Genomic DNA, 26,331 nt, shown 5'->3' with positions numbered 1-26,331 from the left:
AGAGGAACTTTCGTTTGTCAGCCCTGGCGGCGCTGCGCAGAATCGAGGCCGACCCGCTCCTCTCACGCCTCGATCCATTGCCACGGGAACCTTGTCCATGAGCCACCAGCGCTTCGTCAGTCCTGACCTGATCCGCCAGGGATTTTCCCGGGCGATGTCGGATATGTACCGCGAGGAGGTGCCACTGTATGGCGACCTGATGCAACTGGTGGCCCAGGTCAACGCCCAGGTACTGGAGCAACAACCGGCCATTGCCCAGCACCTGCGACACACCGGCGAATTGCAACGCCTGGACCTGGAGCGCCATGGTGCGATCCGCGTCGGCACCGCCGCCGAGCTGGCGACCCTGGCGCGCCTGTTCGCCGTAATGGGCATGCAACCGGTGGGCTACTACGACCTCACCCCCGCCGGGGTGCCGGTGCATTCCACGGCGTTTCGCGCGGTGCATGAACAGGCCCTGCAGGTCAGCCCGTTCCGGGTCTTCACCTCGCTGCTGCGCCTGGAGCTGATCGACAACCCCGACCTGCGCGCATTCGCCGAGCAGGTGCTGGCGCGGCGCTCGATCTTCACCCCCCGGGTGCTGGAGCTGATCCATCAGGCCGAGGACCAGGGCGGCCTCACCGCCGACGCCGCCGAAGCGTTCATCCAGCAAGCCCTGGAGACCTTCCGCTGGCACCACCACGCCACGGTCAGCGCCGCCCAGTACGCCAACCTCAGTGCCCAGCACCGGTTAATCGCCGACGTGGTGGCGTTCAAGGGCCCGCATATCAACCACCTGACCCCACGCACCCTGGACATCGACGAAGTGCAACGGTTGATGCCCGCGCATGGCATCACCCCCAAGGCGGTGATCGAGGGCCCGCCGCGCCGGGATTGCCCGATCCTGTTGCGCCAGACCAGCTTCAAGGCCCTGGAGGAAAGCGTCGCCTTCACCGACCAGGCGCACAACCAGGGCAGCCACAGCGCCCGCTTCGGCGAGATCGAACAGCGTGGCGCGGCCCTCACGCCCAAAGGCCGGGCACTCTACGACCGCCTGTTGAATGCCGCCCGCGACGAGCTCGGTGACTTCCCCAGCGAAGCCAATGCCCAGCGCTACAACCAGTTGATGCAGCAACACTTCGCCGAGTTTCCCGACAGCCACGACGCCATGCGCCAACAGGGCCTGGCCTATTTCCGCTATTTCACCCGCGAAGCCGGGCTCGCCGCCCGCACCGAGCCCGGTCGCCCGACCACGGTGCAAGCGCTGCTGGCCGCCGGGCACCTGGGCTGCGAGCCCCTGGTGTACGAAGACTTTTTGCCGGTCAGCGCCGCCGGGATCTTCCAGTCCAACCTTGGCGACGACAGCCAGAGCCATTACGCCGGGCACTCCAACCGCCAGGTATTCGAAACGGCCCTGGGCCGGTCGACCCTCGATGAGTTGCAGCTGTACGCCCAGACCCAGCGGCGCTCCCTGGAGCAGTGCGCCGAAGCTTTGGGCCTGCCCGCCCTGTAAGCGCAAGAATCCATGGCCGGGAAACGGCGGCAAGGCTATCCTGCCGCCATTTGCGCCACCTGCCGGTGGCGTCTTCCAGGGATGGTTCCATGAAATTCAGCACCGGCCTTCTGTTCTGCGCCGCACTGGGCCTGGCCTCGGCCAGCCACGGCGAACAAATCGTCAACGACATCACCCAGCTCAATCCCATCGTGGTCGACCAGGTGGCGCAGCCCACTCGCCTGGAGCAGATCGTCCAGCTGGTGGCCGGCCACCCCGGGCCCATCGCCATCGGCGGCGGCCGCTACAGCATGGGCGGGCAGACCGCCACCGAGCACGCGCTGCAGATCGACATGCGGCGCTTCGACCAGGTCCTGGCGTTCTCCCGCGAGCGCAAGGAAATCACGGTCCAGGCCGGTATCACCTGGCGCGCCCTGCAAACCTTCATCGACCCTTACGATCTGTCCGTGAGCATCATGCAGAGCTACGCCAACTTCACCGTCGGCGGCGCCCTGAGCGTCAACGCCCATGGCCGCTACATCGGCTACGGGCCACTGGTGGGCTCGGTGAAGTCGATCAAGCTGGTGCTGGCCGACGGCCAGGTGATCGAGGCCAGCCCGCAAAATAATGCCGAGCTGTTCTACGGCGCCATCGGCGGCTACGGCGGCCTGGGAGTGATAGCCGAAGCCACCTTGCAGTTGAGCGACAACGTGCGTCTGCTGCGGACCTTCGAAGAAATGCCCCTGGAGCGCTACAACGACTACTTCTTCCAGCACATCGCCAATGATCCCAAGGTGATCCTGCACAACGCCGTGCTCTACCCCAACCAGTACCAGCACCTGCGCGCGGTGTCCTACAGCCAGACCGAGCTGCCGGTGACGGTCGAGGAACGCCTCACGCCCCTGGACCGCAACTACTGGAAGGAACGCCGGGCCATGAAGGTGGTGAGCCAATGGCCCATGGGCAAGTCGATCCGCGAGGAGGTCATCGACCCGCTGGTGTTCAAGCGCCAGCAGGTGGTCTGGCGCAACTACGAGGCCAGCCTCGACGTGCGTGAGCTGGAGCCAGCATCCCGGGCCAGGCGCACCTACGTGTTGCAGGAGTACTTCGTGCCCCCTGGGCAGTTGCAAGGCTTCGTCGAGGACATGGGCGAGACCCTGCGCAGGCACAAGGTCAATGTGATCAACCTGTCCATCCGCCACGCCAAGGCCGATCCCGGTACGCTGCTGGCCTGGGCCCGGACCGACGTGTTCGCCCTGGTGTTGTACTACCAGCAAGACACCCGCCCGGCCGCCCGCGATGAGGTGCGCCAGTGGACCCGGTCCCTGGTGGACAGCGCCATCCGCCACGACGGCAGCTACTACCTGCCCTACCAGATCCTGGCCACGCCTGAGCAGTTCCACGCGGCCTATCCCCGGGCCAACGAGTTCTTCGCCCTCAAGGCCCGGGTCGATCCGCACAACAAGTTCCGCAACAAGCTGTGGGATGCCTACGCCCCGCAGCGCCCGGGCCCAAAACCCTCGGCGCGCTAGCGGGCGATGGACTTCTGCGAGGCCAGGACCTTGCGCTGTTGCAGGTAGATCACCGCATCGCCATCAAAAGCCAGCACCTTGTCGGCGGTCAGCGGGCCGCCGTCGCCGTCTTCGTAGCGCACCCAGCCTTCATCCCACAGATCGCCGCTGGCATGACGCACCTGGACGAAGAACAGCGGCGGCTCGGCGCGGGTGATCTCGACGAAGTAACCGCCATCGGCGGCGCCCTGCCATTGGGCCCCGGGGTGGTTGGCCAGGGGCAGGGGCGGCGTCCGGGCGAACTCCATCTTGGCCAGCACCAGGCCAAGCAGCACCAGCGCCAGCACACCGATCGACATCAACAAACGTTGCAACCAGATCAATCCCGGATCTCCAATAGCGTCCATGGCCCTCGTGGGCTCGGGCAAGGGGCGCATTCTGTTGAACGGGCCCGGCCCACGCAAGCAAAACCACCGCTCGGCTTGCCAGCCGGCCCCGGCTGCGGCAGCCTTGGCGCCACTCATCTCCCGGCCCGTGGAAACCCTGCCCATGCGTATCACCCTGACCGCCCTGCACCCTGAAATGCCCGATGGCCCGTGGGTCGGTTTCAGTTGCGCCGTGGGCAACGGACGCGGCCAGTGGTCGGGGCCGCTTCCGCCCCTGGCCAGCGAGCACGAGGTGGAGCTCGCCCTGGAGGATGGCTTCCAGTGGGACCACAACCTGCACGCAAGTCCCAGCAGCGCCCCCCGCATGGACTGGAGCGCCGATGGCTTGCGGATCAACGCGCAGTTGTTGCAGGTGGACAGCGATGGCGGCGCAGCACTGGCTATCGGCGGGTCCATCGTCCTGCTGTCGTTGCAGGGCGCATCGCAAGACGGCCCGCAATGGGTCGAGTTGCAGGCCCGCAAGGTGGCGTTGTACCCGGTGATTCTCTGACTGGGGCGCGCAAGAAGGCGACCCTCGATGAGGGGGGAGCGCTGATGAATAAGAGGGGGTGGAGCGATGTGCGCAGGGCGCGGATCAGGAGGAGGTGTTCGCCCAGTGCTCTGGCCTTGGCAATCCTTGCACCGGTAAAGAGCCCTTGCACCGGGCGAACGGTTCGCATTCTAGTGCAACTGCCAGGGAAAGTCCGAGGACTGATTCTGAATAAAACTGGATTGATGAATTATCTGTATTTCAAGTAGGAAATTTCACACACACAGGCCACTCCTGGCGCTGGTTTAGCCACTGGCGCGGGCCACTGCCTAACCGTTCGCCCTTAATGCTCCAGGCACTCATCGGCCACCGGATACTTGACCACGACTCGATTGCGATACAGGCACTCCTGCTGCACCAGCTCGGAATCCTGGCCCTTGGTGCGGATGTCGCGCCAGATCTGGTTCTCGCGAAACACCCGACCACCCTCGCGGACGAAACGGTGCTCCCGCTGATAGACGTGGTAGCGGTAGCCGCGTGGTTGCTCGCACAACAGCTCGCCCTCGAGCTGGTGCGCGCCGACGTGCAGCTTGAGCTGGAAGGCGTGCGGCCCGGGGTTGTGCAGCACCAGGTCGATGTAGTTGTAGAAGATCGCCGCGCCGGAGCCGAAAGGCAGCACCCGGCCCTCGTCGGGAAACGGGTCGAAGCTGTGGTTGGCCCGCTCCACCACCTGCAACGGCGAGTGGATCGCCATCCAGTGGATCAGGTTGCTCAGCTGGCAGATGCCCCCGCCGATACCGCTGCGCGCCTCGCCGAACGACAGCTCCATGCCCTCGACGAACCCCCGCGCGCGACTGGGCCGGCCCACCAGCTGGCAGAAGGAAAAATACTCCCCCGGGCCGATGCGCACCCCATCGATGCAAGCCACCGCCAGCCTGAGATTGATCACCTTGTTGTGCTGCAGGGCCAGGTCGCTGTCGCCCAGGGTGCGGATCAGCTTGGAGGTGTGCTTGATGTAGCGATGGGGCAAGCGCGGGCTGTCGGCTACGGGTCGCGCATATCGCCGGCCGGAAAAACGCCAGGCCAGGCTGCGCGCCAGGCGCTTCTGGCGCACGCGCAGCCAGTACAACAACGGGTGGTACGAAGACAACGGCTTCATCGATGGGTAAGGGCCAGCCCAGGGCCGGCTTCGTCCTTGAAAAAAAGAGCGGCATCTTAGCTGCAAGTCCGCCGCCCCACTAGCCGGGAGTCCGGCCCCTAGGCGCTGCCCTGCCCCAGCAATTGGCTCAAGGCAGCACGCAGCTTGCCTGGCTTCACCGGTTTGTTGAGCAGCGGCGCGCCCAGTTGCTGCAAGGCCCGCCGGCATTGATCGCTGCGGTCGGCGGTGATGATCACCGCCGGCAACGGCTGGCCGAAGTGCTCGCGCAACTGGCGCACCACCTCGCACCCGGTGATGCCGTGATCCAGGTGGAAGTCCGCCAGGATCAGCTCCGGCGCCTGGCCCTGCAACGCCTCCAGGGCCGCCGCCTGGTCAGTGGCGGTGACGACCTGACAGCCCCACTGCCCCAGCAACGCGGCCATGCTGTCCAGGATGCTCAGCTCATTGTCCAGCACCAGTAGCCGGCGCCCGGGCAGCGGGTTGCCGGTGCTCGGTTGCGGCGCTTGCTGGCCGATGGGCAGCGGCACCCGGGCGGCCAGGGGCACCTCGATGCTGAACCGCGAACCACGGCCCGGGCGCGAATGCACCTGCACCGGGTAACCGAGGATGCGGGCGATGCGCTCGACGATCGCCAGCCCCAGGCCGACCCCCTTGCGGTCGGCGGCACGGCCCACGTCCAGCTGGTTGAACTCGAGGAAGATCGACTCCAGGCGGTCGGCGGCAATCCCGCGCCCGGTGTCCCAGATCTCCAGCCGCAGGTGCTCGCCCCGGCGCCGCGCCGCCAGCAGGATGCTGCCGCGCTCGGTGTAGCGGCAGGCATTGCTCAACAAATTGCGCAGGATCCGCGTCAGCAACCGCAGGTCGGTGAACAGCGCATGGTCCCCCAGGCGCCCCCGCAGCTCCAGGCCAGCGGCCTCGGCGACCGATTGGAACTCGGACACCAGTGGCGCGAGGATTTCATCCAGGCGATAAGTCGCCGGATCGGGCTTGACCGCGGCCTGGTCCAGGCGGGAAATATCCAGCAGATCGGTGAGCAGGTCCTCGGCGCCTTCCAGGGCCTGGTGGGTGCGCTCCACCAGCAGTTGCTCGGCACTGGGCAACTGGCGCTCGCGCAGGGTGGAGATCAGCAAGCGCGCGGCATTCAAGGGTTGCAGCAGGTCGTGGCTGGCGGCGGCCAGGTACTTGTCCTTGCTGCGGTTGGCAGCCTCGGCGGCATCCCGCGCCTCCCGCGCTTCCCGTTCGCTACGCTCGCGCCGCAGGATCTGCTGTTGCAGCTCGCGGTTGGCGTCCAGCAGTTCATCGGTGCGCGCGGTCACCCGTTGTTCCAGCTGGTCATTGAGTTGCTCCAGGCGTTGCTGGGCCAGCTTGCGCTCGGTGATATCGGCGACGAAACCCTCCACCAGCCCGGCTTCATCGGGCTTGAGCAGCAGGTTCATCAGCACGTCGATACTGCTGCCGTCCTTGCGCCGCAGTTGGGTCTCGTAGCCCAGCAAGCTGCGCTCGCGTTGCAACTGCTCGCCGATGGCCTCCAGCTCCTGGGCGCCGCCGACGAACAAGTTGCCGGCCAGGTCGGCCAGGGAAAACAGCACTTCCTGGGGGTCCTGGTAACCCAGCATGCGCGCCAGGGCCGGGTTGGCGGCGCGCATGCCGGCCTGCAGGCTGGCCTGGAAGATCCCGTGCACGGCGTGCTCGAACAGCCACTTGTAGCGGTTGCGCTCGGTTTCCAGGTCTTCCAGGCGCGCGGCCAGCTCCGGGTAGTGACTCTTGCGCGCCGAGTGATTGCCCAGGCCCAGCAGCCCGGCCAGGGCCCGTTGCTGTTCCTCAGAGGGCCTCGCCATAGACCACCTCGACATCGCGCTGGCTCGACTCCCGGGGATTGGTGAGGATGCACGGGTCGTCCATCGCATGGCGCGACAGGAACGGGATATCGCTGCTGCTGACCCCATGCAGGCCCAGGGTCTCGTGGAAGCCGATGGCCTGCTTGAGCGCGATCAGGTGGTCCACCAGGCGCCGGCAGATCTGCTGCTGGTTGAGGCCGCGACAGTCGATGCCGAAGGTCTCGGCGATCACCTTGAAACGCTCCGGTGCCGAGCTGTAGTTGAACGCCACCACGTGCTCCACCAGCACTGCATTGCACAGCCCATGGGGCAGGTCGAGGAAGCCGCCCAGGCTGTGGGACATGGCATGCACCGCGCCGAGGATCGCATTGGAGAACGCCAGCCCGGCCTGCATGCTGCCGAGCATGATCTTCTCGCGCAGGGCGATGTCCTGCGGGTTGGCGATCATCTGCACCAGGTTGCCGTTGATCAGGCGCATGGCCTCCAGGGCATGGGGGTCGGTGAGCGGGCCGTGGCCGGTGGAGACGAATGCCTCGATGGCATGCACCAGGGCGTCGATGCCGGTGCAGGCGGACAGGAACGGGTCCATGCCCTGGGTGGTTTGCGGATCGATCAGCGATACATCGGGGACCACCGCCTTGCTGACGATGGAGAACTTCATCCGTTCCTGCTGGTTGGAGATGATGACGAACTGCGAGACATCCGCCGAGGTCCCGGCGGTGGTGGGAATCATGATCAATGGCGGGCTGGGCATGCGGAGCATGTCCACCCCCTCGAACTCCAGGATGCTGCGCCCATGGGCCACCACGATGCCGATGCCCTTGCCGCAATCCATGGGGCTGCCGCCGCCGACGGCGACGATCACGTCGCAGGCATTCTCCCGGTAGACCTCGGCGCCCTGCATCACCTCCTCCACCCGCGGGTTGGGCGACACCGCGCTGTACAGGCAGTGCTCCACGCCCTGGGCCTGGAGGCTGGCCAGGACATCGGCGACCCAGCCGGCGGCGATCACCCCGGGGTCGCTGACCACCAGGACCTTGCGCGCCCCGAAGGTCTTCGCATAGTTGCCGACGTTATGCCGGCAACCGGCGCCAAAGATGATTTCCGGGGAGACGAACTTGCGCAGCAGACTGAGATTCTGGCCCATGGCAAAAGCCTGTTTTCTTATTGTTCTGGAAAGAACGCCAGCCTAAAGCATCGCCGGGCGAATGCAATCCGACCATGGTGCCCCTCGCCTCGTGTGGCCGCCGCAGGGCTGCGCACCCGGTCGCAGCCTCGCAGGCTCGACAGCGGCTACAGGTGCAGGTCCATGCCGTCGTGGGCCACCTCGATGCCACGGCGGGTCAGTTCCGCGCGTTCGGCCGAGTCCTCGTCGAGGATCGGGTTGGTGTTGTTGATGTGGATCAGCACCTTGCGCGCCCTTGGGAACGCCTCCAGCACCTGCAGCATCCCGCCCGGACCGCTTTGCGCCAGGTGGCCCATCTCGCTGCCGAGCTTGTCGCCGACCCCGCACTGGCGCATCTCGTCATCGCGCCACAAGGTGCCGTCCACCAGCAGGCAGTCGGCGCGGCCCATCCACTCCAGCAGGGCCTGGTCCACCTGGCCCAGGCCCGGGGCGTAGAACAGGCTGGCGCCGCTGCGCCGGTCCTCGACGAACAGGCCGATGTTGTCCCCCGGATGGGGGTTGCCGCGATGGGGCGAATACGGCGGCGCACTGCTGCGCAGGACAATGGCCCGCAGCAGCAGGTCCGGGCAGGCCGGTACGCTGAAGGTGCGGCCATCGAGGTGGATCGGCTGCCAGGCCAGGCCGCCGTTCCAGTGGCTGAGCATGTTGAACAGGGGGAAGCCGCTGCACAGGTCCTGGTGCACCATCTCGGTACACCAGACCTGATGCGGGCAGCCCTCGCGCAAGCTGAGCAGGCCAGTGCAATGGTCGATCTGGCTGTCCAGCAGGATCACCCCGGCCAGCGCCGAGTCCCGCAGTTGCCGCGCCGGTTGCAAGGGAGGAAAAGACGCCAGTTGCACGCGAATGTCCGGCGAGGCGTTGCACAGGATCCAGTCCACGCCGTTGTCGCTCAGGGCGATGGACGATTGCGTGCGCGGCCGGGCCCGCAAGCTGGCATTGCGCACACCGGCGCAGTTGCGGCAGTTGCAGTTCCACTGCGGGAAACCGCCGCCCGCTGCGGAACCGAGGATGCGGATATGCATGGAGTGCTCCGAAGACAGAAGACTCCGGTCGCCACCCGTAGCGACCGGAGCGGAACGGCTCAGCGATTGGCGAAGTACAGGGTCACTTCGAAACCGATACGCAGGTCGGTGTAGGCGGGTTTATGCCACATGGGGTCGATCCTCTTGTCGTGCCGGGGGATTCCGGTAACCGCATTAATGCACGGTGTTCGGCAGGTCCGAATGCTACTTTGGCACCGGTTGGCGGATGCCTTGGTAGGGGTAGGGGCAGCTACGAGTTACAAGCTACAGGCGGCAAGATAGGAGCGACAAAGGCACGCATGGGTCGCTTGAAGCTTGCCGCTTGCCGCTGCCTAGAAGAAGCCCAGCGGATTGATGTCGTAGCTCACCAGCAGGTTCTTGGTCTGCTGGTAGTGGTCGAGCATCATCTTGTGGGTCTCGCGGCCCACGCCGGACTTTTTGTAGCCACCGAATGCCGCATGGGCCGGGTACAGGTGATAGCAGTTGGTCCACACGCGACCGGCCTTGATCGCCCGGCCCATGCGGTAGGCGCGGTTGATGTCGCGGGTCCAGACCCCGGCCCCGAGGCCGAACTCGCTGTCGTTGGCGATCGCCAGGGCCTCGGCTTCGTCCTTGAAGGTGGTCACCCCCACCACCGGGCCGAAGATCTCTTCCTGGAACACGCGCATCTGGTTATGCCCCCTGAGCAGGGTCGGCTGGATGTAGTAGCCGCTGGCCAGGTCGCCCGCCAGGGGTTCGATGGCGCCGCCGGTCAACAGCTGGGCGCCCTCCTCCTGGGCGATCTGCAGGTAGGAGAGGATCTTCTCGTACTGCTGCCGGGACGCCTGGGCGCCGACCATGGTTTCGGTGTCCAGCGGGTTGCCGCGCTTGATCTGCTTGATCTTCTTCAACACCTCGGCCATGAACGGCTCGTAGATCGACTCCTGCACCAGGGCCCGGGATGGGCAGGTGCAGACCTCGCCCTGGTTGAAGAACGCCAGCACCAGGCCCTCGGCGGCCTTCTCGATGAATTTGGGCTCGGCCTGCATGATGTCTTCGAAGAAGATGTTCGGCGACTTGCCGCCCAGCTCCACGGTGGACGGGATGATGTTCTCGGCAGCGCATTTCATGATGTGCGAGCCCACCGGGGTCGAGCCGGTGAAGGCGATCTTGGCGATGCGCTGGCTGGTGGCCAGGGCCTCGCCGGCCTCGCGACCAAAACCCTGGACGATGTTCAGCACGCCGGCCGGCAGCAGGTCGGCCACCAGCTCGGCGAAGATCATGATCGACAGCGGCGTCTGCTCGGCGGGCTTGAGCACCACGCAGTTGCCGGCGGCCAGGGCCGGGGCCAGCTTCCAGGCGGCCATCAGCAGCGGGAAGTTCCACGGGATGATCTGGCCGACCACGCCCAACGGTTCATGGAAGTGGTAGGCGGTGGTCAGTTCGTTGATTTCCGCGGCGCCGCCCTCCTGGGCACGGATGCAGCCGGCGAAATAACGGAAATGGTCGGCGGCCAGGGGCACGTCGGCATTGAGAGTCTCGCGCACCGCCTTGCCGTTGTCCCAGGTCTCGCTGACCGCCAGCAGCTCCAGGTTCTGCTCGATGCGATCGGCGATCTTCAGCAGGATCAGCGAGCGTTCCTGGACGCTGGTCTTGCCCCAGGCCTCAGCCACGGCATGGGCGGCGTCCAAAGCCTTGTCGATGTCTTCGGCCGTGGAACGGGGGAACTCGGCGATCACCTGGCCATTGACCGGCGAAGTGTTGGTGAAGTACTGGCCGGCCACCGGCGGCACGAACTGGCCACCGATGAAATTGCCGTAGCGCGGCTTGAAGGACACGATGGCGCCTGGGGTTCCGGGTTGTGCGTAGATCATGCTGGGCCTCTGCGGGTCGATGCCTGTCCACGACAGGCGATGGCTCGATGGTAGAGAGCCCCTGGTGCCAGACGAATGCATCGTTGGCAGCAAGGGCTCTCGTCATTTGGTCGTAGAACAGCAGCGGCAAGCCTTAAGCCTCAAGCGGCAAGATCGAAAGCTTGCCGCTTGCAGCTAAAAGCTCGCCGCTGCTTTTAGGTCTTGGGCAGCTTGAAGGTCCAGAGCATGCCGCCCTGGTTGAAGTCCTTGACCCGCTTGGCCACTTCGCCGCCCCACAGCGGCACCGCGCCGCCCCAGCCGGAGACCACCGAGACATACTGCTCGCCATCCATCTCCCAGGTCACCGGCGACCCCAGGACGCCGGAGCCGGTCTGGAATTCCCAGACCTTCTCGCCGGTCTTGGCGTTGAACGCCTGGAGGAAGCCTTCCGGCGTGCCGGTGAACACCAGATTGCCCTTGGTGGTCAGCACCCCGCCCCACAGCGGCGCGAAGTTCTTGTGGCGCCACACTTCCTTGCCGCTGATGGGGTCGATGGCCCGCAGCACGCCGATGTAGTCCTCGTTGAGCGGCTTGATGGTGAAGCCCGCGCCAAGGAACGCCGCGCCTTTCTTGTAGGCGATGCCCTCGTTCCAGATATCCATGCCCCACTCGTTGGACGGCACGTAGAACAGCCCGGTGTCGCGGTTGTAGGCCATAGGCATCCAGTTCTTGGCCCCCAGGAAGGCCGGGGCGACGAACACCGAGCTGCCCTTGCTCTCGCTGCCCGGCGCGCCAGGGCGGCTGGCCTCGTTGTAGATCGGCCGGCCGTTCTTATCCAGGCCGGTGGCCCAGGTGATCTTGTCGACGAAGGGGAAGCCGCGGATGAACTTGCCGTTGGTGCGGTCCAGCACGTAGAAGAAGCCGTTGCGGTCGGCGGTGGCAGCCGCCTTGATCTCCTTGCCGCCCTCCTTGTAGTTGAAGGAAATCAGCTCGTTGACCCCGTCGAAGTCCCAGCCGTCGTGGGGGGTGCTCTGGAAGTGCCACTTGATGCTGCCGTCGTCCGGGTTGAGGGCCAGGCGCGAGGAGGAATACAGGTTGTCGCCGGGGCGCAGGTGGGAGTTCCACGGCGCCGGGTTGCCGGTGCCGAACAGGATCAGGTTGGTTTCCGGATCGTAGTAGCCGCCCAGCCAGGGCGCGGCACCGCCGGTCTTCCACAAATCGCCCGGCCAGGTCTTGCCCGCCTCCCCCCCGGAGATGCCGTTCTCGATGGCCTTGCCGTCCTTGTACACATAGCCCATGTGGCCTTCCACGGTGGGGCGCATCCACAGCAGCTCGCCGTTCTTCGGGTCGTAGGCCTGGATCTTGCCGACCACGCCGAACTCGCCACCGGCGACCCCGGTGATCAGCTTGCCGTTGACCACCATGGGCGCGGCGCTGATGGAATAGCCTTCCTTGTGGTCGGCGACCTTCTTGCTCCACACCACCTTGCCGGTGTCCTTGTTCAACGCCACGAGCTTGGCGTCCAGGGTGCCGAAGAACACCAGGTCGCCGTACAGCGCCACCCCCCGGTTGATCACATCGCAGCAGGGGCGGATGTCATCGGGCAGGCGCGCATCGTACTGCCAGAGTTTCTTGCCGGTGCGGGCGTCCACGGCGAACACCCGCGAGTAGGAACCGGTGAGGTACATCACCCCATCCTTGATCAGCGGCTGGGCCTGCTGGCCACGCTGCTTCTCGCCGCCGAAGGAGAACGCCCACACCGGCCGCAGGTCCTTGACGTTGTCGACGTTGAGCCTGTCCAGCGGGCTGTAGCGCTGGCCCTGTACCCCCAGGCCGTTGGTGACGATCTGCTGCGGATTCTTCGGGTCCTGGAGGATCTCCTGGTCGTCGACGGCGGCCAGCGCCGCGCCGGACAGCAGCATGGCACTGAGCACCAGGCTCACGGCGAAGAAGGGACGGCGTGGGGGTTGGGTCATGACGGCTACCTCTGCGGTTATTGTTGTCCCCGGGAAATTTTCCCGGCCTGCCGGGAATTCTTGGTCGCGGCCTGCCCGCCAACAATTGCTCGCAGTGCTGAGTTTTCTAGTTCCTTGGTAGAAGAAGAGCAGCGGCCAGCAGCAAGCTACAAGCAGCAAGCAGCCCTCCCGCGAAGGTGGCAAGGGAGCGTGCTCCCGCCGGGTGGCGCAGCCGCCCCCCATGGCTGCCACCCCGTTCCTGCCCGGATCACGAATTCAGGTTTTGCGACCGCTATGCGGTCGAGCGGGAGCAAGCGCCCTCGCCACGGGATCAGTGGCCGTCGAGGCGTTGCAGGCGCTGGCGCTCGTAGCGCGGATAGAGGTGGCTGACGCTGCGGATCAGCTCGTAGCGGGTCAGGCTGATGCCGGCAAAACGCTCGGGGATCGGGCGGCGGATCATCTCCGCCATGTCGTCGCCTTGTGCCGCGCCGTCGCGCATCAGGCCATCGAGCCAGCCCAGGTAGTCGCGCATCTGGGCAAAGGGCCGGGCATCGGCGGCCAGCGGGCCATGGCCGGGAACGATCAGCTTCCACGGCAGCGCCTGCAAGGTGTCCAGGTCCTTGAGCCAGACCCCGAGCCCCGGGCTGTTGGGGGTGGTCAGCGCGCGCTCGTAGAACACCAGGTCACCGGCGAACAGCACCCCGGTGGTCTCATCGAGGATCGCCAGGTCGGCGCCGGTGTGTCCGCCCAGCCCCAGCAAGCGCAGGCGGTGACCGCCAATGTCGCGCACCCCGGGCTCCAGCACCTGGGTGGGCAGCACCACCTCGGTGCCGCGCATCCAGTCGCCCACCAGGCGATACATGTTTTCCGCCAGGGCCTCGCCCTGCTGGCGCAGCAGGTCCGTGGTGCCGGCCAGGGCACCGATGGGCACATCGGCGAAAGCCTGGTTGCCCAGCACATGGTCCGGGTGGTGATGGGTCAACCACAGCTCGATCACCGGCTTGTCGGTAACGGCGGCAATGGCCCGGCGCAGGGCCTCGCCGTAGCGTTTCGACGGCCCGCTGTCGATCACCAGCACCCCGCTGTCGGTGACGATGAACCCGGTGTTGACGATGTTGCCGCCGTTGGCCTTGGCGAAATTGTCGGTGCTGCCTTCGAGCAGCCAGGTGTCCGCGGCGATCTGCCGGGGGGTGAGTCGATAGTCCAGGTCGGCCCGGGCCGGCAGGCTCAGGCACAGCAGCAACAACAGGATCCAACGCATGGTGGGGCCTCCGGTGAGCACAGGTGATTCAGGGCAACGCGGCCTCGAACTGGTTGCCGCTGTTGTCCCGCATCAGCAGGCGGGTCGGCCCCGGGCCCTGGATATCGAAACCCAGGTTGGGGTTCTCGCTGACCGCCGGGAACAGCTCGAGGCGGGCCTGGCGCTGATCGTTCTGGTCGCGCAATTCGGCGTGGTTGAGGAAGAACTCGGGGATGCCGCTGACCAGGCCGTTATCCATCGGATGGGACACTTGCAGGCGCAGGCGGCTGGCATCGCCCCGGGGATAGCGCCCGCCCAGCACCTCGCCGATGTGCTCTTCCCAGCCGGGCTGGGTGCGCACCACGCTGGGCGCGGTGCAACCACCGCCCGCGGCATCGATCAGGGTCGAACCCACGTGCCACAGGCCATCGCGGGTCTGCACCGCGGCGCGCAGGGGTGTGGCCTGCTCGATGCGAATGCGGATCGACAGCCACGGCAGCACCCGCTCCCCCGGCACGAAATCGACGATGCGCGGCAAGGGGTTGAGCTCGGCCCAGGCCAGGATGCGCACCACCTCGCCGGTGAAGGCCCGGGCATCGATCTCCAGCGGCACCTGGCGCGCATCCTCGGCAAAGGGCGGCGCCAGCAGCTTGACCCGCTCATCGAAGACGAACGCGGCATCGCCCAGCAATTGCTTGTGGTAGAAGGCCCACATCACCGAGGGCACCGGGTCCGCGCCCGGTGGCCGGTGCATACCAGGCTCGGCAGCCAGCGCCGGGGTCGCCCAGGGCAACCAGCACGCCAGCAGGCAGGTCGCTCGCCAGTTCATCAACCTTGCTCCTATTGATACATCTGTGGGACCTCGTAACGCAGGCCATAACGGGCGTAGAGCGCCTTGAGCCGACCATCGCGGATCAGCCCCTCCAGGGCCTCTTCCACGGCATAGGCCAGCTGGCGGTTGCTTTCATGCACCGCCATGCCGATCTCCCACACCTGCTTGCCCATGTTCGGGTAGGCGTTTTGCGCGAGCGCCCACTGCGGATCAGCGGCCTGGTGCAACTGCCAGTCGATCTCGCCGCGCATGGCCATCACCGCATCCACCTGCCCGGCCCGCAAGGCCCCGAACGCCTGTTGCACGCTGGGGTAATGATGGGTCTTGGCACTGAGCAGGCCGTTGAACACCGAGGTCAGGTAGAACGACGGCACGCTGTCTACCTCGACGCCAATGGGGTGTTGCTGGAACACCGCGACACTGGCCACCGAATCCAGCCGGCGGCGGTCGAATGCCACCTGCCAGCGCTCCTCCTGATAGGGACCGAACATCACTACGTGATCGTTGGCCAGCTCGCCCAGTTCGTTGCGCTTTTGCGCGTAGTCGTGGTCGTAGGGCACGCGCATCATCAGGTCGGCCAACTGCTGGTGGCGCAGCGGGCTGCCGCGCCAGATGTAGTCGCGCAAGTCGTCGTCGAGCTTCTCCCCGGGCGGCGCCCAGATCAGTTGCAAGCGCACCCCCAGGGCCTGGGCCAGGGCTTGCGCCAGCTCGACGTCGACGCCCCGGGGCTGGCCCTGGTCCTGGAAGCTGTAGGGGGCAAAATCCTGGTACACCGCCACCTTAAGTTCACCGGAGGCGATCATGGTGTCGTAGTTGCGCACCCCGGCCTGGGCCGTGGCGCCACACAGCAGCAGGCCAGCCAGGAACAGGGCGAAGCGGCCCATGGCGATCACTCCTCGATGCGCACGCTGTCCAGGTAGGTGCGCACCGCCCACAAGGCTTCCTGGCTCAGGTAGTCGGCCATCTTCGGCATGTATACCCGGCCATCGCGCACCGCGCCGTGGCGCACCCGCTCGACGAACCATTCATCCCCGGCTTCGCCGGCATCCAGCATGCGCAGATCCGGCGCAATGCCTCCGGACTTGGCTTCCAGGCCATGGCAGGCGGCGCAGTTCTGGTTGTAGGCCGAGGCGCCGATCTCCACCGCCTTGTCGTGTTCGGGCGAGGTGCGGTACGGATTGACCGTCGCCCAGCCATCGCCATCCAGCGTCACCCCGGCGTCCTTGATCGGGGTCAGGCCCTTGGTTTCCACCGCCTGGGGCACCACGTTGCCATGGGCCCATGCAGCGCCGGTGGCCAAGGCACCGGCCAGCAGCCCTGCCACGAGCAAGGCGTTGTGTTTTGTTGTCATTGTCAGGCCCTCAAGATTGCACGCAAGACCTCGCTACAGAGGCCATGGCGTCATCTTAGGAACAGCCCGGACGCGACCGTATGCTGCTTTGGTGGCCGCGTCCTCCTCCCTTGGTAGTAGGGCTTGTGGCGCGGGCCTAAATCAGGTGCCGCCCGGGAACTATTCCCGGCAAGGGCGGGACTTTTTCCGTATCCGAAAACCCGTGCGCGGCGGACTCTGACCAGGCCAAAAACCTTTATTGGGAACTGCCACCATGACAATAAGATCGCTACCCGCCCTCTCCCCCCTGAGCCTTGCCGTCCAGGCCCTGCTGCTGGCCGGCAGCCTGTCCCTGGGCGCGGCGGCCACAGCGGCCACCGCCCCGGCGGCACCTGCCAGCAAGAACGTGACCTGGGAAGACATCGCCAACGACCACCTGACCACCCAGGACGTGCTGCAGTACGGCATGGGCACCAACGCCCAGCGCTGGAGCCCGCTGGCCCAGGTCAACGACCAGAACGTGTTCAAGCTGACCCCGGCCTGGTCCTACTCCTTCGGCGACGAGAAGCAGCGCGGCCAGGAATCCCAGGCCATCGTCAGCAACGGCGTGGTCTACGTCACCGGTTCCTACTCCCGGGTGTTCGCCCTCGACGCCAAGACCGGCAAGCGCCTGTGGACCTACAACCACCGCCTGCCGGACAACATTCGCCCGTGCTGCGACGTGGTCAACCGCGGCGCGGCGATCTACGGCGACAAGATCTATTTCGGCACCCTCGACGCCCGGGTCATCGCCCTGGACAAGAACAGCGGCAAGGTGGTGTGGAACAAGAAGTTCGGCGACCACAGCGCCGGCTACACCATGACCGGCGCGCCCACCATCGTGAAGGACCAGAAGAGCGGCAAGGTACTGCTGGTCCACGGCAGCTCCGGCGATGAGTTCGGTGTGGTCGGCCAGCTGTTCGCCCGCGACCCGGACACCGGTGAAGAGGTGTGGATGCGGCCCTTTGTCGAAGGCCACATGGGCCGCCTGAACGGCAAGGACAGCACCCCCACCGGCGACGTCAAGGCGCCGTCCTGGCCTGATGACAAGACCACCGAGACCGGCAAGGTCGAAGCCTGGAGCCATGGCGGCGGCGCCCCTTGGCAGAGCGCCAGCTTTGACCCTGAGACCAACACCATCATCGTCGGCGCCGGCAACCCCGGCCCCTGGAACACCTGGGCGCGCACCGCCAAGGACGGCAACCCCCACGACTTCGACAGCCTCTATACCTCGGGCCAGGTCGGCGTCGATCCGAGCACCGGCGAGGTCAAGTGGTTCTACCAGCACACCCCCAACGATGCCTGGGACTTCTCCGGCAACAACGAGCTGGTGCTGTTCGACTACAAGGGCAAGGACGGCAAGCTGGTCAAGGCCACCGGCCACGCCGACCGCAACGGTTTCTTCTACGTGGTCGACCGCAACAACGGCAAATTGCAGAACGCCTTCCCCTTCGTCGACAACATCACCTGGGCCAGCCATATCGACCTCAAGACCGGGCGTCCGGTGGAGAACGAAGGCCAGCGTCCGGCCAAGCCGCTGCCCGGTGAAACCAAGGGCAAGCCGGTGGAAGTCTCGCCGCCATTCCTGGGGGGCAAGAACTGGAACCCCATGGCCTACAGCCAGGACACCGGGCTGTTCTACATCCCCGGCAACCAGTGGAAGGAGGAGTACTGGACCGAAGAGGTGAACTACAAGAAGGGCTCGGCCTACCTGGGGATGGGTTTCCGCATCAAGCGCATGTACGACGACCACGTCGGCACCCTGCGCGCCATGGACCCCACCACCGGCAAGCTGGTCTGGGAACACAAGGAGCCGCTGCCGTTGTGGGCCGGCGTCCTGGCGACCAAGGGCAACCTGGTGTTCACCGGCACCGGCGACGGCTTCTTCAAGGCCTTCGACGCCAAGACCGGCAAGGAACTGTGGAAATTCCAGACCGGCAGCGGCATCGTCTCCCCGCCCATCACCTGGGAGCAGGATGGCGAGCAGTACATCGGCGTGACCGTAGGCTACGGCGGCGCCGTGCCACTGTGGGGCGGTGACATGGCCGAGCTGACCAAGCCGGTGGCCCAGGGCGGCTCGTTCTGGGTGTTCAAGATCCCCAGCTGGGACAGCAAGACCGCCCAGCGCTGATCGACCTGTGGCGAGGGCGCTTGTTCCCTCGCCACACCCGCCTTCACTGCTTCCGGAGAACCGCCCCATGAACTACCTGCCCCTTGCCCTGCTGCTGACCCTCTCCCCCGCCTTCGCAATGAACGTCGACGACGACGGCAACGACGTGCCGCTGAGCATCAACGGCTGCCTGATCGCCGCATCCAGCCAGTGCCCCGGGGCCAACCTGCGGGGCGCCAACCTGGCCAACCAGGACCTGCGCAAGATGAACCTGGCCGGCGCCGATCTGCGCGATGCAGACCTGCGCCACGCCCAACTGGACCTGGCCAACCTGGAAAAAGCCCGCCTGCAAGGCGCCAACCTGACCCGCGCCAGCCTGCAGCAGAGCAACCTGCGGCTGGCGGACTTTACCGACGCCAAGCTGATGGCGATCCAGGGCTGGGGCCTGTTTGCCCAGGGTGCACAGCTCGCCAACGCCAACCTCAGCGCCGCCTACCTGCAATTCGCCCGGCTCTCCGGAGCCAAGCTGCAGCGGGCCAACCTGCAAGCGGCGGACCTGGAGATGACCTGGCTGAGCAAGGCCGACCTGCAAGGCGCCGACCTGCGCGATGCCAACCTGCAGGAGGCCAAGTTCGGCGAAAGCAATCTGGAAGGCGCCGATTTGCGCGGGGCGCGGCAGCATTATGGGAATTTCCAGGATGCCAATATGGAGGGCTGCCAAGGCTGCCCAGGCAGCTGGAGCAACTGACACCGCCTTGTAGCCGCTGTCGAGCGCAGCGAGGCTGCGCACGAGGACGCAGTCCTCGCCAGGCCTGAGCACTCGCCAAACCGCCAGACGCGACGAGCCTGATGGACCGCGTCGCCGGGCCTCACGGGCACTGCGCACCCGGACGCAGCCTCGCTGCTCTACGGCTGCAGGTGTCAACCGATCCGAGCGAGGTTAGCGTCGATGCGGGCCTGGATGGTGCGCAGGGTATCCGAGGTGATGTCCCCTGGAAACAGAGCCCTGGCCCTGAGGGTAAAACCGCTGGCCACCTGGCAGATGCGCTCGATGATGTCGATGGCAACACCGTTCGATAGCTCCGCTTCTTCCATCGCAAGCCTGAGCAGATGCTTGCGGCTGATGTCTAGCGCCTCGCCCAGTACATCCATCTGGTGATAGCCTCCCGGCCCTTCGCAGAAGGTCACGTCATAAGCCGGCGCCAACTGCCAGTGGCCGCTTGGAGACATGAGGTAGGCGAAGTTCTTGGGATGGTCATCGCGGTTGTTGAACGCCACGTTGAACACGACCCGTGCAAAGGCCAGCGCCTTTGCCCGCACATCGTTGCAACAGTATTGGCTGGCCCGCAGGAAAGCGGTGTAGTCCAGTGCGCCGGCCGCCCGGAAATCCGCACCGGTCAAGGCAGCGAGGCTTTGCATGGGCACGCGCATTCCGTTGTGCCGATCAAAACGTCGGGTGGCGAAAGCCGCCTGGCCATTGGGCAATGCGAAATGCTCGGTGTCCGAGGTATCGATGGCACATTCGCGCAAGCACTGCGCGTAGACCGCCTCAACGGCGCAGACCTCAGGGTGCTCACCCGTCCCCGGAAACTTGATCAGCCAAGCATCCAGGCCAGGCCCGGCCACTGTACTGAAGCGGCCATCCACAGGATCGCGATAGAGCAACGCCTTGGGGCGTGCGCCATGGGGGGAACCGCCCATCAACAGCAGTTGCTGCAAGAACTCCCCACCCTCGCCATGCAGCACGTGCTCGACCTCTGCCGCCAAACGCTCCAGGGAAATGTCCTCAGGCGCCATGAGCAGGTCTGGCGCCACAGGTTCGAATGACATCGCGCCCATGGCATGGTCGCCAATATAGGCCAAGCGCTCCAGAGGACCGATCCGCGCGGGGTTGAGGCCACGACGCTTGAACAAACGGTCCATCAGCAGCATGCCCCAACCATCAGGCAGCGAGTCATAGACTGGCCCGGGCAATCCCATCTGATGCACGGGAAAGTCCCTGCGCAGCCGCGGCCCCTTCAACGGCAAGCGCAAGGCCGATAGTTCCAGACCCCGGTCCAGGGCCTGCTCGCTGTACTCGAAGGCAATCAACGGACGGCCGGTGAGCGCGGTCGTGGACACCAAAGACCCCCAGCGCCAGTGCTCCGCCCAACCGTCGTAGTAGATGTCGACCTGTTCAAGCATCGCCAGCCTTCCTCTTCACGCGCCGCCGTTGGGCGCCCTGCTCATAACGCAGGATGTCGTCGAGACTGTCCAGTTGCGGTAGGAACAGCTGCTCCAGCTCAGGCAGGCGCCCCAGCACCATGGCCACCCGAACCACGCTGTCGAACGCCACGCTGCGCCCAGCCTCCAGGTTGGACAAGGTTCCGACTCCAACGCCTGCACGCGCCGCGACTTCGGCCTGAGTCATTTGCTGGGACAGGCGTTCCTGGCGCAGGCGAGCGCAAAGCTGCTTGACCACTTCATCAGGCCTGACAAACGCTAAATCCATCATATCGAGCCTTATAGCCAGGAATCCCACTTAACCTTGGTCATTATAGAGTTCCCCATACACCTATAAAGGCCATATAACTCTATAAATTCATAGCTTATACATAAAAATAGCAGATAATCCCCAAAATACTGAATTTATATCTCCATGCACGGCCACGAACCACCTTCCATGGGGTGGCGGCACGTTACCGGCCTGGACTCATCGCCCAAGAACCTGTTCAAACCGCAGATGTAGCCAGACCACCACAGGCCTATCCCGCCACCCGCACCACCCCCATATCAATCCCCAGATGCACCAGCTGCGCATGGGAACTGACCTGCAACTTGCTCTTGAGCAGGGTCAGGTGGTTGGACACGGTCTTGGTGCTGATGCACAGCTGCTCGGCAATCTCCCGCGCCGGGGTGCCGCGGGCCAGCATCACGAAGATCTCCAGCTCACGCTGGGTCATGCTCTGCAAGCGCGGGTCGCTGGCGCCGGCCTGGGGCGTGCAGGCCAGCTGGGTGGCCAGGGCTTGCTCGATGTAGGCGTGGCCCGCCAGCACCCGCTGTACCGCTTCGATCAGCACCTGGGGCGCCGAGCTCTTGGTCAGGTAGCCCGAGGCCCCCGCCTCCAGGGCCTGGCGCACCAGGGGCAGTTCGTCGTGCATGCTGAAGAACAGCACCCGCAGCTGTGGCAAGCGCTGGCGCAGGCGCCGAGTGGTCTCCAGGCCACTGATGCCGGGCAGGCCGAAGTCCATGATCACCAGGTTCGGCACCTCTTCCAGGACCCGGGCCAGGGCCTCCTCGCCATTGGCCGCTTCGCGGACCTGCATCGCCGGCAACGCCGCCCGCAGCAGGCTGGCGTAGCCCTGGCGGACCACGGCATGGTCGTCGACCAACAAGATGTTCATCGGGCCTCCAGGGGAATGTCCAGGGCCAGCGCCCAACCGGCGCCGGGACGACTGAGGATGCGCAGTTCGCCCCCCAGGCTGCGGGCGCGCTCGGCCATCGAATGCAGGCCGACCCCGGGACGCTGGGGCTGGCAGGCGCCGCGGCCGTTGTCCCGCACCCACAAGCGCAAGCCGCGACCACTGCGTTGCAGGCGTACCCGCACCTGGCTGGCGTCGGCATGCCGGGCAATATTGGTCAGGGCCTCCTGCAACAATCGGTACAGGTGGGTCTTGCTCGCCATGGACAGCGTTGGCAGGTCCTCGCTCAACCTCAGCTGGCAGGCGATGCGCTGGGTGTCCTGCCACTGGCTCACCAGCATCTGCACCGCGGCAGGCAGCGACACGTGCTGCAGGACGACCGGATACAGGTCCTGCACCAGGCTGCGAAAACCTTGTTGCAGATGCTGGCAGTTGTGCTCCAGCCGCTCGGCCGTCTGCGCCACCGTGGCCGGCTCGCCAGCCACCAGGCGCAGCAGGCAGGCCTGGGCGCGGATACCGGCCAGGTACTGGCCGAGATCGTCGTGCAGGGTCTGCGCCAGCTGGGTCCGTTCGCGCTCCTGCACCGCCAGCAACGCCCGGGTCAGCTGCGCGTTGTCGGCCCGGGTCTGCTCCAGGGCCGAGGTCATGCGGTTGAAGTGCCCGGCCAGTTGCAGCGCTTCGGGCAGGCCGCTTTCCGGCAGGCGCACCGCCAGTTGCCCGGCCGACACTTGGCCCAAGGCCCGCAGCAGGTCATCGAGCAGGCCAATGCCACGGCGCACCGCCCAGCGAATGGCCAACAGGCTCAGGGCCAGGGCCAGGGCGCACAGGCCCAAGAGTTGTTGCAGGGAATCCCAGGCTTCGTCGATCTCGTCCCGGGCATCGACGGCGATCAGCACCCGGCGTCCGTCGCTCAAGTCCAGCAGCCGGCTGGCATGCTGGCGCTCGCTGAACAAGCGGCGGCCGAGCCAGGCTTCCCAGCCCGATTGTTCGGGCAGGCGGGCACTGGCGCCCGGTTCCAGCCAATGCACCCGCACATGGCGCAGGCTGCGGGTCAGGCGCGCTTGCAGGCTGGCCGGGTCGCGCTCGGCGGTCTCGCCCAGGTACGCCACCACGGCCTCGGCGGACTGCAACTCGCGCTCGACATCGGCCAAGGCCTGGTGCCACAGCAACCCGGCACAAGCCAGGGTCACCAGGGCGAAAAAACCGCTGACCCACAGGTTGATCCGCCACAGCGCTGACATGCCTAGTGCCCCGGCGCCAGCGGCACCACTGGCACCGGCAGCGGGCGCGAGCCATGCGGGCGATCGACGCCGATCAGGCTGAGGATCAGCAGCAGGGGCAATAGCAGCAGTTTGATCAGGCGCATGGGCGTTGGCTCCACAGTGGCCAGGGGCTCTGCTGGCCATGCTAAGACCGCCACCGCCGCGCCGGACTACTACCTTGGTACAGGCCGGGCGCTACTTTCTGCATATTCCTGCGCTGCGATGCTCTTTCTATGCTGGCGCCACCTGCCGTGGAGAGCCGCCGATGCGCCAGCCCGCCCCCCTTGCCCTGACCTGCCTGCTGGCCCTTGCCATGGCCCTGGGCGGCGTCCAATGCGCGCGGGCCACGCAAGTGGCCGAGCCCAGCCTGCAGGTGCGCATCGGCTACCTGGGCTATCGGCCCGACGCTGGTCCGCTGCTCTCGAACATCATTCCCGAACCCGTCGATGCCGGCCTGCAAGGCGCCGAGCTGGCGATCGTCGACAACAACAGCACCGGGCGCTTCCTCAAGCAGCGGTTCGAGCTGGTCAGCGCCAGCGTCGACAGCCCCGAGGCGCTGCTGCAAGCCGCCCGGGCCCAGCACGAGCAGGGCCTGCGGCTGTTCGTGGTGAACGCCCCGGCGGCCAGCTTGCGCGCCTTGTCCGCCGCCCTGCCCGACAGCCTGCTGTTCAACGCCGGCAGTCCCGACGACCGCCTGCGCAGCGACCAGTGCCTGGGCAACGTGCTGCACAGCCTGCCGAGCCGGGCCATGCTGGCCGACGCCCTGGTGCAGTTCCTGGCCCTGCGCAAATGGCAGCGGGCCTTGCTGGTGGTCGGCCAGACCGAGGATGACCGAGCCTACGCCCAGGCCCTGCGCCGGGCCATGAAGCGCTTCGGCCTGCAGATCGTCGCGGAAAAAGCCTGGAGCTTCGACAACGACCAGCGCCGCAGTGCCCAGGCCGACATGCCGCTGTTCACCCAAACCACCGAGTACGACGTGGTGCTGGTGGCCGACGAGCGCGGCGACTTCGGCGAATACCTGCCCTACCAGACCTGGTACCCGCGCCCGGTGGCCGGCACCCAGGGCCTGACCCCTACCGCCTGGCACAAGAGCGTGGAGACCTTCGGCGCCGCGCAATTGCAAAAGCGCTTCGAAGCCCAGGCCGGGCGCTGGATGAACGACCGTGACTTCGCCGCCTGGATGGCCGTGCGCAGCATCGCCAGCGCGGTGCGCACGTTGCGCCAGGCCGAGCCCCGGGACCTGCAACAACGGCTGCTGGGCGACCAGTTGCCGCTGGATGGCTTCAAGGGCCGCAAGCTCAGCTACCGCCCATGGAACGGCGAGCTGCGCCAACCCATTGCCCTGGTGCAGCCCCGGGCCCTGGTCAGCACCTCGCCCCAGGAGGGTTTCCTGCATCCGTTCAATGAAATGGACAGCCTGGGCTACGACCGTCCCGAAGTGACCTGCCGCTATCCCTGAGCCGCCCCCTACAACAATAAGGAATCCGCCATGCGCCGCCCTCTTCTTCGCCGCTCCACGCTCTGCGCGGCCCTGCTGCTCGCCACCGGGCACGCCCTGGCCGCCACGGCCTGGGTCTCCAACGAGAAGGACAACAGCCTGAGCCTGATCGACCTGCAGACCCTGGAGGTCACCGACACCCTGCCCGTCGGCCAGCGGCCCCGGGGCTTGTTGCTGTCCCACGACAACCGGCTGCTGTACATCTGCGCCAGCGATTCGGACCGGGTCCAGGTGATGGACGTGGCCACCCGCAAGATCGTCAAGGAGCTGCCGTCGGGCAAGGACCCCGAGCAGTTCGCCCTGCACCCCAACAACCGCTGGCTGTACGTATCCAACGAAGACGATGCGCTGGTGACGGTGATCGACACCCAGACCGCCAAGGTCCTGGGGCAGATCGACGTCGGTGTCGAACCCGAAGGCATGGCGGTCAGCCCCGACGGCAAGTGGGCGGTCAACACCAGCGAAACCACCAACATGCTGCACTGGATCGACACCAGCACCCAGACCCTGGCCGACAACACCCTGGTGGACCAGCGCCCGCGTTTCGTCGAATTTTCCCCGGACGGTTCGCGCCTGTGGGCCTCGGCGGAAATCGGCGGCACGGTGACCATCCTCGACGTGGCCACGCGCCAGGTGCTCAAGACCTTGGGGTTCAAGATCAAGGGCGTGCACCCGGACAAGGTCCAGCCGGTGGGGATCAAGCTCAGCGCCGACGGCCGGTACGCCTTCGTCGCCCTGGGCCCGGCCAACCATGTGGCGGTGATCGACGCCAAGACCTTCGAGGTCCTCGACTACCTGCTGGTGGGACGGCGGGTCTGGCAATTGGCATTCACCCCGGACCAGCGCCAATTGCTGGCCACCAATGGGGTCAGCGGCGACGTCTCGGTGATCGACGTGGAGCAGCGCAAGGTGCTCAAGTCGGTGAAGGTCGGGCGTTACCCCTGGGGCGTGGTGGTGACCCCATGAAGGCCCTGGAGGTGTGCCAGCTGAGCTTCGCCTACGGCCCGCGCCGGGCCCTGGACCAGGTCAGCCTGAGCCTGGCTCCCGGGCGCTTCGCCGCGCTGCTGGGGCCCAACGGCGCCGGCAAGTCGACACTGATCGCCCTGCTCACCCGGCTCTACGACCTGCAACAGGGCGACATCCGCGTCGGCGGCTGCTCGCTGCGCAACGCCGCACGAGCGGCCCTGCGCCAGCTGGGGGTGGTGTTCCAGCAAAGCACCCTGGACCTGGACCTGAGCGTCGAGCAGAACCTGCGCTACCACGCCGCCCTGCATGGCCTGTCCCGGCGCCAGGCCCAGGCGCGGGTGGAGGCCGAGCTGCAACGCCAGGGCCTGGACGAACGCCGCCGCGAGCCGGTGCGCCAGCTCAACGGCGGGCACCGGCGCCGGGTGGAGATCGCCCGCGCACTGCTGCACCAGCCGCGCCTGCTGTTGCTCGACGAAGCCAGCAGCGGCCTCGACCCGGCCAGCCGCGTGGCCCTGGGCCGGCATATCCGCCAGCTGTGTGAGGAGCAACAGCTGAGCGTGCTGTGGACCACCCACCTGCTGGATGAAGTACAGGCCGACGACCAGTTGCTGGTCCTGCACCAGGGGCGCCTGGTGGCCAGCGGCGAAGCTGGCGCGGTGAGCCAGGCCCACGGCGGTGACCTGGGCAGCGCCTTCGCCCGCCTGACCTCGGCGACGCCCACCCACTCGCTGGCAACCGGAGGACACGCGGCATGAGCACACCGG

25 protein-coding genes are annotated in these 26,331 nt (G+C 66.3%); 8 read left to right on the top strand and 17 right to left on the bottom strand.

All coding sequences use genetic code 11. The annotated features are described in order from the left end of the window. Nucleotides 1-97: 97 nt before the first annotated feature. Entirely contained in the window at nucleotides 98-1,492 is a 1,395-nt protein-coding gene (locus tag I9018_RS12695) for a VOC family protein (RefSeq protein WP_241109659.1), read from the top strand. Between the two features lie 89 nt (nucleotides 1,493-1,581). Then, a complete protein-coding gene (locus I9018_RS12690; protein ID WP_241109658.1) occupies nucleotides 1,582-3,003 on the top strand; it encodes an FAD-binding oxidoreductase in 1,422 nt (473 codons plus the stop codon). Here I9018_RS12690 and I9018_RS12685 read toward each other — a convergent pair. Next, a complete protein-coding gene (locus tag I9018_RS12685; protein ID WP_225926574.1) occupies nucleotides 3,000-3,389 on the bottom strand; it encodes a hypothetical protein in 390 nt (129 codons plus the stop codon). The genes I9018_RS12690 and I9018_RS12685 overlap by 4 nt on opposite strands. Before the next feature lie 142 nt (nucleotides 3,390-3,531). On the opposite strand from I9018_RS12685, the gene I9018_RS12680 reads away from it, so the two are divergent. Continuing rightward, a complete protein-coding gene (locus I9018_RS12680) occupies nucleotides 3,532-3,918 on the top strand; it encodes a hypothetical protein (protein ID WP_241109657.1) in 387 nt (128 codons plus the stop codon). A gap of 322 nt (nucleotides 3,919-4,240) precedes the next feature. Here I9018_RS12680 and I9018_RS12675 read toward each other — a convergent pair whose 3' ends face one another. The 11 genes from I9018_RS12675 to pedF form a co-directional block, all read right to left on the bottom strand. Continuing rightward, a complete protein-coding gene (locus tag I9018_RS12675) occupies nucleotides 4,241-5,056 on the bottom strand; it encodes a VanW family protein (RefSeq protein ID WP_068586430.1) in 816 nt (271 codons plus the stop codon). A gap of 98 nt (nucleotides 5,057-5,154) precedes the next feature. Continuing rightward, nucleotides 5,155-6,894 carry a NahK/ErcS family hybrid sensor histidine kinase/response regulator gene (locus I9018_RS12670; protein WP_241109656.1) on the bottom strand — a complete coding sequence of 580 codons (1,740 nt, stop codon included), beginning with the start codon at nucleotides 6,892-6,894 and terminating at the stop codon, nucleotides 5,155-5,157. Beyond that, a complete protein-coding gene (gene ercA / locus I9018_RS12665; RefSeq protein ID WP_085596434.1) occupies nucleotides 6,878-8,041 on the bottom strand; it encodes an alcohol dehydrogenase-like regulatory protein ErcA in 1,164 nt (387 codons plus the stop codon). Before ercA ends, I9018_RS12670 begins: the two co-directional genes overlap by 17 nt. Nucleotides 8,042-8,187: 146 nt before the next feature. Continuing rightward, the gene (gene pqqB, locus I9018_RS12660; RefSeq protein WP_241109655.1) at nucleotides 8,188-9,102 is read right to left on the bottom strand and encodes a pyrroloquinoline quinone biosynthesis protein PqqB; all 915 of its coding nucleotides are present in this window, start codon (nucleotides 9,100-9,102) and stop codon (nucleotides 8,188-8,190) included. A 59-nt stretch (nucleotides 9,103-9,161) separates the two neighbouring features. Further along, nucleotides 9,162-9,233 carry a pyrroloquinoline quinone precursor peptide PqqA gene (pqqA, locus tag I9018_RS12655; protein WP_083236097.1) on the bottom strand — a complete coding sequence of 24 codons (72 nt, stop codon included), beginning with the start codon at nucleotides 9,231-9,233 and terminating at the stop codon, nucleotides 9,162-9,164. A 201-nt stretch (nucleotides 9,234-9,434) separates the two neighbouring features. Next, nucleotides 9,435-10,955: an aldehyde dehydrogenase family protein gene (locus tag I9018_RS12650; protein ID WP_241109654.1), complete on the bottom strand. Its 1,521-nt coding sequence runs from the start codon at nucleotides 10,953-10,955 to the stop codon at nucleotides 9,435-9,437. Nucleotides 10,956-11,149: 194 nt separating this feature from the next. Next, nucleotides 11,150-12,910, bottom strand: coding sequence for a PQQ-dependent alcohol dehydrogenase PedH (pedH, locus tag I9018_RS12645; RefSeq protein WP_185702031.1), 1,761 nt, complete (start codon nucleotides 12,908-12,910; stop codon nucleotides 11,150-11,152). A 310-nt stretch (nucleotides 12,911-13,220) separates the two neighbouring features. After that, complete coding sequence (locus I9018_RS12640; RefSeq protein ID WP_241109653.1) at nucleotides 13,221-14,150, bottom strand: quinoprotein relay system zinc metallohydrolase 1; 930 nt, start codon at nucleotides 14,148-14,150, stop codon at nucleotides 13,221-13,223. 28 nt (nucleotides 14,151-14,178) lie between these two features. Next, complete coding sequence (locus I9018_RS12635) at nucleotides 14,179-14,958, bottom strand: quinoprotein dehydrogenase-associated SoxYZ-like carrier (RefSeq protein ID WP_241109652.1); 780 nt, start codon at nucleotides 14,956-14,958, stop codon at nucleotides 14,179-14,181. Nucleotides 14,959-14,969: 11 nt separating this feature from the next. Further along, the gene (locus tag I9018_RS12630) at nucleotides 14,970-15,845 is read right to left on the bottom strand and encodes a transporter substrate-binding domain-containing protein (RefSeq protein WP_241109651.1); all 876 of its coding nucleotides are present in this window, start codon (nucleotides 15,843-15,845) and stop codon (nucleotides 14,970-14,972) included. A 5-nt stretch (nucleotides 15,846-15,850) separates the two neighbouring features. Continuing rightward, on the bottom strand, nucleotides 15,851-16,312 hold the full coding sequence (pedF, locus tag I9018_RS12625; protein WP_241109650.1) for a cytochrome c-550 PedF: 462 nt from the start codon (nucleotides 16,310-16,312) through the stop codon (nucleotides 15,851-15,853). A 253-nt stretch (nucleotides 16,313-16,565) separates the two neighbouring features. On the opposite strand from pedF, the gene exaA reads away from it, so the two are divergent. Further along, nucleotides 16,566-18,461 (top strand): quinoprotein ethanol dehydrogenase, encoded by a 1,896-nt coding sequence (exaA, locus tag I9018_RS12620; protein WP_241109649.1) that lies wholly within the window; start codon nucleotides 16,566-16,568, stop codon nucleotides 18,459-18,461. Nucleotides 18,462-18,528: 67 nt separating this feature from the next. Next, nucleotides 18,529-19,188: a pentapeptide repeat-containing protein gene (locus I9018_RS12615; RefSeq protein WP_241109648.1), complete on the top strand. Its 660-nt coding sequence runs from the start codon at nucleotides 18,529-18,531 to the stop codon at nucleotides 19,186-19,188. Nucleotides 19,189-19,361: 173 nt separating this feature from the next. On the opposite strand, the gene I9018_RS12610 is transcribed toward I9018_RS12615, so the two are convergent. The 5 genes from I9018_RS12610 to I9018_RS32725 all read right to left on the bottom strand — a co-directional run bounded on the left by I9018_RS12610 (nucleotide 19,362) and on the right by I9018_RS32725 (nucleotide 23,207). Next, nucleotides 19,362-20,624 carry a type II toxin-antitoxin system HipA family toxin gene (locus I9018_RS12610; protein ID WP_241109647.1) on the bottom strand — a complete coding sequence of 421 codons (1,263 nt, stop codon included), beginning with the start codon at nucleotides 20,622-20,624 and terminating at the stop codon, nucleotides 19,362-19,364. Next, complete coding sequence (locus I9018_RS12605; protein ID WP_241109646.1) at nucleotides 20,617-20,934, bottom strand: helix-turn-helix transcriptional regulator; 318 nt, start codon at nucleotides 20,932-20,934, stop codon at nucleotides 20,617-20,619. The genes I9018_RS12610 and I9018_RS12605 overlap by 8 nt, the downstream gene beginning before the upstream one ends. 250 nt (nucleotides 20,935-21,184) lie before the next feature. After that, nucleotides 21,185-21,823, bottom strand: a complete 639-nt coding sequence (locus I9018_RS12600) for a response regulator transcription factor (RefSeq protein WP_103326945.1) — start codon at nucleotides 21,821-21,823, stop codon at nucleotides 21,185-21,187. After that, nucleotides 21,820-23,082: a HAMP domain-containing sensor histidine kinase gene (locus I9018_RS12595; protein WP_241109645.1), complete on the bottom strand. Its 1,263-nt coding sequence runs from the start codon at nucleotides 23,080-23,082 to the stop codon at nucleotides 21,820-21,822. The genes I9018_RS12600 and I9018_RS12595 overlap by 4 nt, the downstream gene beginning before the upstream one ends. A gap of 2 nt (nucleotides 23,083-23,084) precedes the next feature. Beyond that, a complete protein-coding gene (locus I9018_RS32725) occupies nucleotides 23,085-23,207 on the bottom strand; it encodes a hypothetical protein (RefSeq protein WP_277398102.1) in 123 nt (40 codons plus the stop codon). A gap of 161 nt (nucleotides 23,208-23,368) precedes the next feature. On the opposite strand from I9018_RS32725, the gene I9018_RS12590 reads away from it, so the two are divergent. From I9018_RS12590 to I9018_RS12580, 3 genes are read left to right on the top strand one after another with little or no spacing between them, the layout of a single operon-like run. Continuing rightward, complete coding sequence (locus I9018_RS12590; RefSeq protein WP_241109644.1) at nucleotides 23,369-24,562, top strand: ABC transporter substrate-binding protein; 1,194 nt, start codon at nucleotides 23,369-23,371, stop codon at nucleotides 24,560-24,562. A 30-nt stretch (nucleotides 24,563-24,592) separates the two neighbouring features. Further along, complete coding sequence (locus tag I9018_RS12585) at nucleotides 24,593-25,567, top strand: YVTN family beta-propeller repeat protein (protein ID WP_241109643.1); 975 nt, start codon at nucleotides 24,593-24,595, stop codon at nucleotides 25,565-25,567. After that, nucleotides 25,564-26,322 (top strand): ABC transporter ATP-binding protein, encoded by a 759-nt coding sequence (locus I9018_RS12580; RefSeq protein WP_241109642.1) that lies wholly within the window; start codon nucleotides 25,564-25,566, stop codon nucleotides 26,320-26,322. The genes I9018_RS12585 and I9018_RS12580 overlap by 4 nt, the downstream gene beginning before the upstream one ends. Nucleotides 26,323-26,331 lie beyond the last annotated feature (9 nt).

The organism is Pseudomonas sp. MPFS (assembly GCF_022537035.1).
Classification (GTDB): domain Bacteria; phylum Pseudomonadota; class Gammaproteobacteria; order Pseudomonadales; family Pseudomonadaceae; genus Aquipseudomonas; species Aquipseudomonas sessilinigenes.
Note: the sequence above shows the minus strand (reverse complement) of the source record. Positions and strands in the feature narration are given on the sequence as shown.

Coding starts and splice junctions, on each gene's coding strand:
- I9018_RS12695 (WP_241109659.1), top strand. CDS start 98: ATGAGCCACCAGCGCTTCGTCAGTCCTGACCTGATCCGCCAGGGATTT.
- I9018_RS12690 (WP_241109658.1), top strand. CDS start 1,582: ATGAAATTCAGCACCGGCCTTCTGTTCTGCGCCGCACTGGGCCTGGCC.
- I9018_RS12685 (WP_225926574.1), bottom strand. CDS start 3,389: ATGGACGCTATTGGAGATCCGGGATTGATCTGGTTGCAACGTTTGTTG.
- I9018_RS12680 (WP_241109657.1), top strand. CDS start 3,532: ATGCGTATCACCCTGACCGCCCTGCACCCTGAAATGCCCGATGGCCCG.
- I9018_RS12675 (WP_068586430.1), bottom strand. CDS start 5,056: ATGAAGCCGTTGTCTTCGTACCACCCGTTGTTGTACTGGCTGCGCGTG.
- I9018_RS12670 (WP_241109656.1), bottom strand. CDS start 6,894: ATGGCGAGGCCCTCTGAGGAACAGCAACGGGCCCTGGCCGGGCTGCTG.
- ercA (WP_085596434.1), bottom strand. CDS start 8,041: ATGGGCCAGAATCTCAGTCTGCTGCGCAAGTTCGTCTCCCCGGAAATC.
- pqqB (WP_241109655.1), bottom strand. CDS start 9,102: ATGCATATCCGCATCCTCGGTTCCGCAGCGGGCGGCGGTTTCCCGCAG.
- I9018_RS12650 (WP_241109654.1), bottom strand. CDS start 10,955: ATGATCTACGCACAACCCGGAACCCCAGGCGCCATCGTGTCCTTCAAG.
- pedH (WP_185702031.1), bottom strand. CDS start 12,910: ATGACCCAACCCCCACGCCGTCCCTTCTTCGCCGTGAGCCTGGTGCTC.
- I9018_RS12640 (WP_241109653.1), bottom strand. CDS start 14,150: ATGCGTTGGATCCTGTTGTTGCTGCTGTGCCTGAGCCTGCCGGCCCGG.
- I9018_RS12635 (WP_241109652.1), bottom strand. CDS start 14,958: ATGAACTGGCGAGCGACCTGCCTGCTGGCGTGCTGGTTGCCCTGGGCG.
- I9018_RS12630 (WP_241109651.1), bottom strand. CDS start 15,845: ATGGGCCGCTTCGCCCTGTTCCTGGCTGGCCTGCTGCTGTGTGGCGCC.
- pedF (WP_241109650.1), bottom strand. CDS start 16,312: ATGACAACAAAACACAACGCCTTGCTCGTGGCAGGGCTGCTGGCCGGT.
- exaA (WP_241109649.1), top strand. CDS start 16,566: ATGACAATAAGATCGCTACCCGCCCTCTCCCCCCTGAGCCTTGCCGTC.
- I9018_RS12615 (WP_241109648.1), top strand. CDS start 18,529: ATGAACTACCTGCCCCTTGCCCTGCTGCTGACCCTCTCCCCCGCCTTC.
- I9018_RS12610 (WP_241109647.1), bottom strand. CDS start 20,624: ATGCTTGAACAGGTCGACATCTACTACGACGGTTGGGCGGAGCACTGG.
- I9018_RS12605 (WP_241109646.1), bottom strand. CDS start 20,934: ATGATGGATTTAGCGTTTGTCAGGCCTGATGAAGTGGTCAAGCAGCTT.
- I9018_RS12600 (WP_103326945.1), bottom strand. CDS start 21,823: ATGAACATCTTGTTGGTCGACGACCATGCCGTGGTCCGCCAGGGCTAC.
- I9018_RS12595 (WP_241109645.1), bottom strand. CDS start 23,082: ATGTCAGCGCTGTGGCGGATCAACCTGTGGGTCAGCGGTTTTTTCGCC.
- I9018_RS32725 (WP_277398102.1), bottom strand. CDS start 23,207: ATGCGCCTGATCAAACTGCTGCTATTGCCCCTGCTGCTGATCCTCAGC.
- I9018_RS12590 (WP_241109644.1), top strand. CDS start 23,369: ATGCGCCAGCCCGCCCCCCTTGCCCTGACCTGCCTGCTGGCCCTTGCC.
- I9018_RS12585 (WP_241109643.1), top strand. CDS start 24,593: ATGCGCCGCCCTCTTCTTCGCCGCTCCACGCTCTGCGCGGCCCTGCTG.
- I9018_RS12580 (WP_241109642.1), top strand. CDS start 25,564: ATGAAGGCCCTGGAGGTGTGCCAGCTGAGCTTCGCCTACGGCCCGCGC.